5 protein-coding genes and 1 pseudogene are annotated in these 8,164 nt (G+C 44.4%); 4 read left to right on the forward strand and 2 right to left on the reverse strand.

The genetic code is table 11. The annotated features are described in order from the left end of the window. Nucleotides 1-215: 215 nt before the first annotated feature. The gene (locus PN499_RS15110; RefSeq protein ID WP_272032816.1) at nt 216-860 is read right to left on the reverse strand and encodes a Uma2 family endonuclease; all 645 of its coding nucleotides are present in this window, start codon (nt 858-860) and stop codon (nt 216-218) included. A 150-nt stretch (nt 861-1,010) separates the two neighbouring features. Here PN499_RS15110 and PN499_RS15115 point away from each other — a divergent pair, with 150 nt between their 5' ends. Then, on the forward strand, nt 1,011-1,229 hold the full coding sequence (locus tag PN499_RS15115; RefSeq protein WP_007353649.1) for a hypothetical protein: 219 nt from the start codon (nt 1,011-1,013) through the stop codon (nt 1,227-1,229). 211 nt (nt 1,230-1,440) lie between these two features. Here the strand turns inward: PN499_RS15115 and PN499_RS15120 are convergent, their stop codons facing one another. Continuing rightward, the gene (locus PN499_RS15120) at nt 1,441-5,001 is read right to left on the reverse strand and encodes an alpha-mannosidase (RefSeq protein WP_272032818.1); all 3,561 of its coding nucleotides are present in this window, start codon (nt 4,999-5,001) and stop codon (nt 1,441-1,443) included. Nucleotides 5,002-5,078: 77 nt separating this feature from the next. Between PN499_RS15120 and PN499_RS15125 the strand changes: the two genes are divergently transcribed. The 3 genes and pseudogenes from PN499_RS15125 to PN499_RS15135 form a co-directional block, all read left to right on the forward strand. Further along, a complete protein-coding gene (locus PN499_RS15125; RefSeq protein ID WP_272032819.1) occupies nt 5,079-7,118 on the forward strand; it encodes a hypothetical protein in 2,040 nt (679 codons plus the stop codon). Nucleotides 7,119-7,202: 84 nt separating this feature from the next. Next, the gene (locus PN499_RS15130) at nt 7,203-7,319 is read left to right on the forward strand and encodes a photosystem II reaction center protein I (RefSeq protein ID WP_007355159.1); all 117 of its coding nucleotides are present in this window, start codon (nt 7,203-7,205) and stop codon (nt 7,317-7,319) included. A gap of 243 nt (nt 7,320-7,562) precedes the next feature. After that, a pseudogene (locus tag PN499_RS15135) lies at nt 7,563-8,164 on the forward strand (hypothetical protein); the annotation flags it as partial.

The following is an 8,164-nucleotide window of genomic DNA, read 5'->3' on the forward strand; positions in this document are numbered from 1 at the left end:
GAAGATGGGGGGATTTTTCCCCAGTTAACAGTTAAGTAAATCCACCTAATTAAACATAAGATCGGGATGGCTAAAAAGCTGACTGTATAAACATTCTTCCTTCTCTCCTAGATAACTAAATTTTCTTCCTTCTTCCTTCTTCCTTCTACTTAACAGTTAGCAATTACCAGTCGTACCTCATCTAACTGAGAAAGGCTATACCTTTATTTAAAGTGTCACTTTCGTAAGTCCTGTTCCAATTCTTCTAACGCCTGAAGATTTCCCACTACCCAAGAACGGGCTACCGCAGCAGGTATAATCTTAGTAATAGCTATCCGTGAAAAAGTAGGACTAATATCAGATTTTACGTACTCTCCATCCCTAAGCAAATAAATAGTTAACCTCCCACTGTCATAAACCCATATTTCAGGTACTCCAATAGCTTGATATGCTTCCAGAGTTGTTTTAGAAGTGACATCAGCTTCGATAGCTAAATCGGGAGGTGGATCGTTAGGTTCAAGTCGGCGACGACCAATCATCTGCTGATAATTCTCAATATAAAAACAAGCATCGGGTTCAACGCCTGCTCTACCTTCTTTTTTAAAGGTAGTAGAGCCAAAAGGTTCATACCTTCTGCCTGTACTCTTGAGTAAGATTTTTACAATGTCTGAAATTAAATCTCTCGGCTTTTCGTGTTCGGGTAAGGGAACCATAATTTCTAAATTACCTTGGCTATAAGCAACTCTCGCCCGTCGTTTTTGTCCCAATTCTTGTAAAATTGACTCGAATTCTTGCCAACTTACATTGGCGATCGTGACGGCGCTACCGGGAGCAAACTTCATGAGACTAATTGGTTTGGCAACCAGATTTAAAGTAGTCATAAGCCATTGTCAATTAAAAATGTTAATTTTGTCTGAAAACGGAACAAAACTGTCAAGTCTGCGCTATTATTAGTAGAGGAGATATTGCCTCCTACAATCTTTGAGGCGGATAAATTTAGTTTAACGTTTTTCTAGCTACAGGTCAACCCGATGTCGATTTCCAAAATAGAAGCCAAGCAACTACTCGAACGTTTTGTTTTTGATGACGATCGTCCTCAAGATTGGGTACAGGATGTTTGGGGATTAAGTCCAATGCTGGGAGAAAGCGCAGCTAAATTGCTAGGTGTCTTTGCAGCTTTGATTGAGTGCTGTCCTGAAGAAGAATTGGAAAGTCTGCTCAAAGAGTTATATCAAGAGTATTTTGAATAACTTTATTGGTAATTGGCAATTGGTAATTGGTAATTGGTAATTGGTAATTGGGATACACAGATTTTACAGATGACTCTGATTTCACAGACTAAACGATCGTGACTCTAACTAATCCGTGTAATCCGTGTAATCGGTAAAATCCGTGTTCATAATTGGTAATGGCTAATCGCTAATTACCATCCTCCCTATCTTCCCCATCTTCCCCATCTTCTTAACTCTTCACAACAGCAAAACTAACAATCTTCCAAGGTGCAATCTCAAAAGCTTGCCCATCCCCCAGGCAATTAATTCCCTTTTGCTCTTCTCTCTGGATTTTTGCAGTTAGTTCCTCATCCTCCCCTTCTTCTAACAAATCTACTGACTGCACAATCGCCAACCCCAAATCGCTCTTCAATTCCAACCTTTCCTCTCCCCCACAACACTCATAACACCGTAAAATCCAAATATTCCCATCGTCCTCCGACTGCTTAAACGCCATCAAAACTAAATTTTCCCCAGATAAATCCAAAAACTTACCCACAGATGGCAAACTCTTAACTCCCTCTTCTCCTATCGGCAACACCTTCACCTTTAACGGCAAATTCAACTCATAGCCGCGTCTAACTGTCTGAGCATCTTGCCAACTTCCTCCGTGAGGATAAATGCCATAAGTAAATTGATGAATGCCTCGATCTGCTGCTTCATCTGGCCAGGTGGAACCCCTTAACAAGGTTAGCCGCAATTGATTTGATTGAGCGTCATAACCATATTTGCAATCATTCAATAAACTTACCCCGTATCCACCAACACTTATGTCAGCCCAGCGCAAAGCTGGTACTTCCCATTTAGCAAATGGAGGGTTTTGTTCCGCACTTAATCGCGTCTTCCGCTCAATCGCACCGCAGGGGATTTCATAGGTTACTGCCTCTGTTTCTAAATTAAGTGAAAAAGCTACCTTTACTAATACATGACGTTCTTGCCAATCTACAATTGTGGAAATTTTTAGCACCCGTGACGACTCTTGGAGGATGTAATCTTGGCAAAATTCTGACTCGCCAATTTGTCGCACTACTCGCAATCGCTGCTGGATTTTTCCTTGCTCTATCCAACGAATATCTTTTAATATGGGTGTAGGTAAAGGATGTTCGGCATAATTTGGATCGATGTTCCAAGCATCCCAATATTGGCCGCTATCTTGGAAAGATTGCAGTTGATTTCCTCCGCCTTGATTGAGGATTTCCCTGCTGTCAGCTTTATCAAAAATACTGGATAAATTGCCAGTATTACTCTCTACTTTTACCCGGATAAATTCATTCTCTAAAATCCAATCTTTTGCCTCAAAATATTTTTTTTGTTCAAAGTCGCGATCTCGTGCTAAAATTACGGGTGTAACCTGGGGTAGCTTGACTTTTTTCTGGCTCTCTTCCTCACTCGACGCATTCTCAAGGGTTCCAACTGCTTGCGGATATAACCAAAACAGCCGATAGCCGACAGGCGGTATCTCTGTCGCCAAAAATAACAGCGTAGCCTGAGAGTCATGCTCAGGATTAGATAGCTGGGAAGTTAGCCTTTCTCCAGACAAATCACAGATTTGCCAGTGCATATCGGCCCCAACTTCTCTTAAAAACTGGGGAGAAGTTGGTAAAGGTAGAGCAACTACCTCAGACCGCGACCAGTTGAGGGTATTGAAAATTAGAATTGGTTGTGCCTGGGGGTGCGGCGGTGGAGGTAACGTAATTTGAGAGGCGATCGCATCCATCGCCGCTGTCAAAATTTCCTCACCAACCCGTTCCACCTCTGCCCAACCTTGATTCGCCTCCACGTAAACTTCACCGATGGAAGAACCGGGCAAAATATCGTGAAATTGATTGAAAAGAACCTGTTTCCAAGCTGTCTCTAATTCAGCTTGTGGATAAACCAGACCTGCACTCAAAGTTGCTAAGGCCGCTAACAGTTCAGCTTCGTATAATAACCCTTCACAACGGCGGTTCCAACGTTTTTGGTCGGCATGACTCGTGTAACAGCCGCGATGGAATTCAAAGTAAAGTTCGTCATTCCAAACCGGAATTGGTAATGGCGTATTTGTCCGATCTCTCGGATGTACTTCTGACAACTCGTCTGACAACTCACCGCAGATAGAAGATAAATAATCAACCGCTTTAGTGAATTTCAATTCGGGAAAAAACGGCGACTGTTGCCAACGCTTAGCTACTTCCAACATATCGCGAGTCGGCCCACCGCCATGATCGCCAACACCCGGCAACCAAAGAGCATCCCTCAAACCTGTTTTAGCTTCCCAATCGTAGGCATAACTTGCCATCTTTACTGCTTCAATGCCTTCGCCAATCGGTGCCGACATCAAGCTCAATATTTTAGAGCCGTCTGGCGACTGCCACCAAAATACACTGTGAGGAAATTCTGTTGTATCGTTCCAGCTTAGCTTTTGGGTGACAAAGTAGGCAATTCCACCTTGCTTGAAAATCTGAGGTAACTGCCAACAAAAACCGAAAGTATCTGGTAGCCAAGCTACTCGCATTAATTCTCCAAATTTCTCTCGTGCGTAACGTTGACCGTAAAGAACTTGTCGGACAATTGACTCACCAGAAATGAGGTTCAATTCTGGTTCTACCCAAGTGCCCCCAACAATTTCCCATCGTCCGGCGGCGACTTGTTGTTTGATGTTTTCAAATAAGTCTGGGCGATGTTTTTCTATCCAGGCGTAAAGGGCGGGTGTGGAGTGGCAAAAAATCAAGTCGGGAAATTCTTGTAATAGTTGGAGTGCTGATTCAAATGTCCGCTGTGCTACTTCCCAAGTTTCGCTGACTGGCCACAACCAAGCTAAGTCTAAGTGAGCGTGTCCTAGTAGGTGTATTTGAAATTGTTTAAGGGAAGATGGAATTGTTGTTTGAATTGGCAAGGCTGGAGCAAGTTGATTTTGCAGAGGAGTTTCTCTGGCAGGTACAATTGCTTCTACAATTTCTGGTTCTACAACTGCACCCCCAACCAATTTAGAATTAGAAAATTTAGTTCTTAGATTAACAAACAACTCCTCCCCATCTGCCCCATCCTCCCCATCTCCTTCCAAAAGTGATTGCCGAAAAGCGAAGAGCGATCGCTCAAACTTGGCTTTATCTGCCAAGGCATCCCAGTCAATTAATTTAATTAAAGAATCTAGATTTTTTTCCTTGACAACAGCAGGAGAAGACAGTAGGATATTCGTGCAGAGGTCTTGGGAATTTTTAACTCTGATTAAATTGTGCAAAGTTTCTAATTCGTCAGCAACAAAACCGGGGTCGAGACAAGTCGGGTCGGCTGATTCCCACAGCAAGAGCGATCGCATCAAAGCACCAGCATCGTGACCTGGACTTACTAAGCGCAAAGCTAGGATAATTTCTTCACCGGGTATGGCAGCTTGCTTAAGCACAACTCGCGCCGAGGAGTCAAATAAATCTCCAGCTTGCACCAACTCGCCGTTAACAAAAATTGAGGCTGCTTGTGCCCACCAAGTCAAGCCAACGCGCAAACATAAACCATCTAAAGGATAGCCGTGCAAATTGTGGGGAACCACAATTCGTTGCCTTAGCCACAAAACTTGCTGACCAGACGACCAAGCGATATGTCCTCGCTCGTTAAGTTTGGCAATAGACCAACAGTCTAGCTCCTCAAGTGGCGCGATCGCCAGATCTCCTTCCCAAAAACCCCAATCACCCTGAATATTCAGCCGAGTCAACCGCCGCAATTTCTCAATAGCTTCAGAAATCTTATCGGTTGTCGCTGGCATAGGATCGCTCATATTTCGCTAAAATTTAATGGGGAATATGCAATCGCTCTAAAAATCTAAAATCTAAATCTAAATCTAAATCTAAAATTATGTCTTCTTCTTACACCAAACGCTATCAAAGCAGATTGCTCAATTTTATCTCAGAGCAATCCCACAAAGTCGTTGACAAATTTGACCTCGCCTTGCGACACTTGAAGTTTGCTGCCGAAGGAGCATTACAGGCAAGTTTGTATCCAGTTTACCTCCTATTGCAAACAGCACGCACCATCAGTCTCCGATTCCAACCAGCCGAAACTACCTCAGCATCACAATTGCCGGAATCTGTCCCTGAAGAAAGCAAAAACCCTCTCGAAACCGACAGGCCAATTCAACGAGTTTTGTCCTTCCTGAAAAAATTATCCCTGCCTGCGGCAACAACTGAGCCAACATTACCAGAAATACCCGATATTAATCCTCAAGGGAAAGTCACCTTTGCCACCCCAAACTTAGGGGAAAATGGACAAGCAGACTTACCAGTATTTAAAGATTTAATCGCAACTTCAGCAGATCGACTAACCAAGCTTGACAAACCATCAAATTCAGGCATACTCGCACTCGGCCCTGCACCTGAAATTCCATTATCCCATCAACCCCAGATTTTAGGAATCGCCACTGCTATTGCTAGTCGTACCTTAGTAATGGTTGCTCCTGAGAATCAAACTCTAGATATTTTAACAGCCCAGCAGCAAACAGAACTGCAAGCAGAAATCCTCAGCGAAGTCGCAGCCTACTGGCAACAACGGCAACTGCAAGCACAAAGCCCAGAACAATTTACCACAGACCTCCGGCTAGTCGCAAATCAAGCTAATTTATTTCCCCTCCTGCGCCCATTTGTGGGGGTAATGGCTTGGGTACAAACCAGTCCCCTCGCCGTGAAAGTAAATCTATTTGGGGAAGCCAAATTACCCAGAACGAGTTATAATGGTAAAATACCAATTACCAATTACCAACTGGGACTGGGGACTGGGAATTACCAATTACCAATTCCCAGTCTCCAGTTTACTAATGTCCAGTTTACTAATGGCGAGAAAGGGAAAGTACCACTTCCAATCATCAATCCCCTTTTAGCCAAAGCAGAAAAAGGCAAAATACCATTCCCGATTCCCAATCCTCCCCCCACCGAGGGACAGGAGGAAATGCCATTACCAATTACCAATCCCATCCTAACTAAGGGCGAACAGCAGGCGCGGCAATTCGCGATCGCCAGTACCTCTTTACCAGAGACGACAGAGACAGAATCACCCCAACCGCCCATAGCTGATTATATAAAGTATAGCCAACTTTCCTCGACAGCATTCCTCCAAACACAGCAAAAATCGGCAGAAATCGCCAATTTAGAGCCAGAAAGTGCCCAATTACTAGGGATTGAGAAATTTGAGGATAAATTCGAGCAAGTTGTCGAAGCGATTGTATCAGCAGTTGACTACTTCTTTGACAGCAAAACCGCACAAAATGAGAAAGAGTTAGCCGCAGGAATATATGCAAAGTATAGCGAATCTCCCCCTTCCATCCCCCAACTGGAAGCCGTAGAGGCCGTAGAAAGCGATCGCCCCCACGAGCAATCGTGGCTAACCTGGAGCGCCCTATTTGGCGAAATCTCCCTTACCCCCAACATCGCAGAGGACAACCATCCCCCAGCCGAAATTAACTTAGTGAGTGCCTTAACTAGAGTACCCAGCTATGAACCCCCCTCAGAAACCGAAGAATTAAACCCAATATTCGTAACAGTACAGGCTACAGCAGCATCCAGCTATGCCCCATCCTCAAAAAGCGAGGAATTAAAACCAGCATCCGTAAAGGCACAGCCCGCCAGATCCCAAAACATTACTAAAGTCAATACCTCCTTTACCAGCAAAACTCAACAGACAACAACCGCCGTCACCAGAAAAGAGCCAGCAACAAACAGCTCAGTTAAAGCAACACCCGACTGGTGGGAAGCACGAGTAATTTCCAGAGGATACATCAAACACCCCCTAGAACAAGCCCTAGAGTGGGTGGATATTGCCATGCTGTGGCTAGAAGAAGTGGGGTTAGCAATTTGGAACTGGGGAAAAACCCAGTTGGACAAAATTTTTAACAGCAAAAACTGACCGATCTTTAGATATTATGAACAAAGTTGTGGCAACTGTCACAACCGATCGACTCAGACTTTTACATCCCTGGAGAGAAATACTGTGATCACCCTTAAGATCGTTGTTAATATTGTTGTCCTGTTCTTTGCTTGTTTATTCATTTTTGGATTTTTGTCAAACGACCCCGCCCGCAACCCCAATCGTAGAGACATGGAGTAAAGCAGCGGTAAAATCTTACTTGGCAACTATAGGTAGGGGGAGCGCGATCGCACCCCCGATCGCAGTGGTCTAAGTACCAAAAATAGATAAAAACCTGGAAAATTGTAGCTGGTTGTTATACTTTGCCTCGCTTACAGGCGAGGTTATCTTATGGCTGAATTAACTAGCTAAATTAATGCGATCGCCACCTATCTCTCTTCACTCGCAGATTTTTAACTTTTAATTTTTAATTGTTAATTCCCTATGCCCTATCCGGTACCGCCTCCAGAACCCCCTGCAATTGTCCGTACCCAGCAGGTTGAGGATATCACCCAGACTTGGGAGGACAGCAATGCGGCACCAATAGCAAAATCAATCCAGTCAACCAAAGCGATTACACTTCAAGAGCTACCGACACCCAAGTTTAGCCCAGAGTCGGTCAATTCCGCCGAAGTGCTAGGGCCCCCAATGGAAACGGGTTTAGAGACTGGGCAAATTGACGAAGTAGCTAATTTTGACAGCAACAATGCTTTAATTGTGGGGTTTACGAATCCAGAAGCGCCTGTTTCAGAGACAGAGGAACTGCAAAGCCGAGGAATAGAGGATTTCTCCTTTACAACTTACCCCCTAGCAGCAGTAGAAGGTGCAACCCCAACAGGCGATCGCGAAGTCGGCCCAAGGCAAGACCACCCTTCAGAATTGGCTCAAGAAACGCCAGAAGCCTTACCAACAGAAGTTCCTAGTGATTCTCAGCCAGAGGAAATACAACCAGAACAACCTCAAGATCGACCCCAAAGAGAGGGGGAGAGAGGGAGAGAGGGAGACGAGGAGAAAGGGAGAGAAATAGACATTCCCACCCTCGAAGA

Source organism: Kamptonema animale CS-326 (genome assembly GCF_028330895.1).
Classification (GTDB): Bacteria; Cyanobacteriota; Cyanobacteriia; order Cyanobacteriales; family Microcoleaceae; genus Kamptonema; species Kamptonema formosum.

Coding starts and splice junctions, on each gene's coding strand:
- PN499_RS15120 (WP_272032818.1), bottom strand. CDS start 5,001: ATGAGCGATCCTATGCCAGCGACAACCGATAAGATTTCTGAAGCTATT.
- PN499_RS15115 (WP_007353649.1), top strand. CDS start 1,011: ATGTCGATTTCCAAAATAGAAGCCAAGCAACTACTCGAACGTTTTGTT.
- PN499_RS15110 (WP_272032816.1), bottom strand. CDS start 860: ATGACTACTTTAAATCTGGTTGCCAAACCAATTAGTCTCATGAAGTTT.
- PN499_RS15125 (WP_272032819.1), top strand. CDS start 5,079: ATGTCTTCTTCTTACACCAAACGCTATCAAAGCAGATTGCTCAATTTT.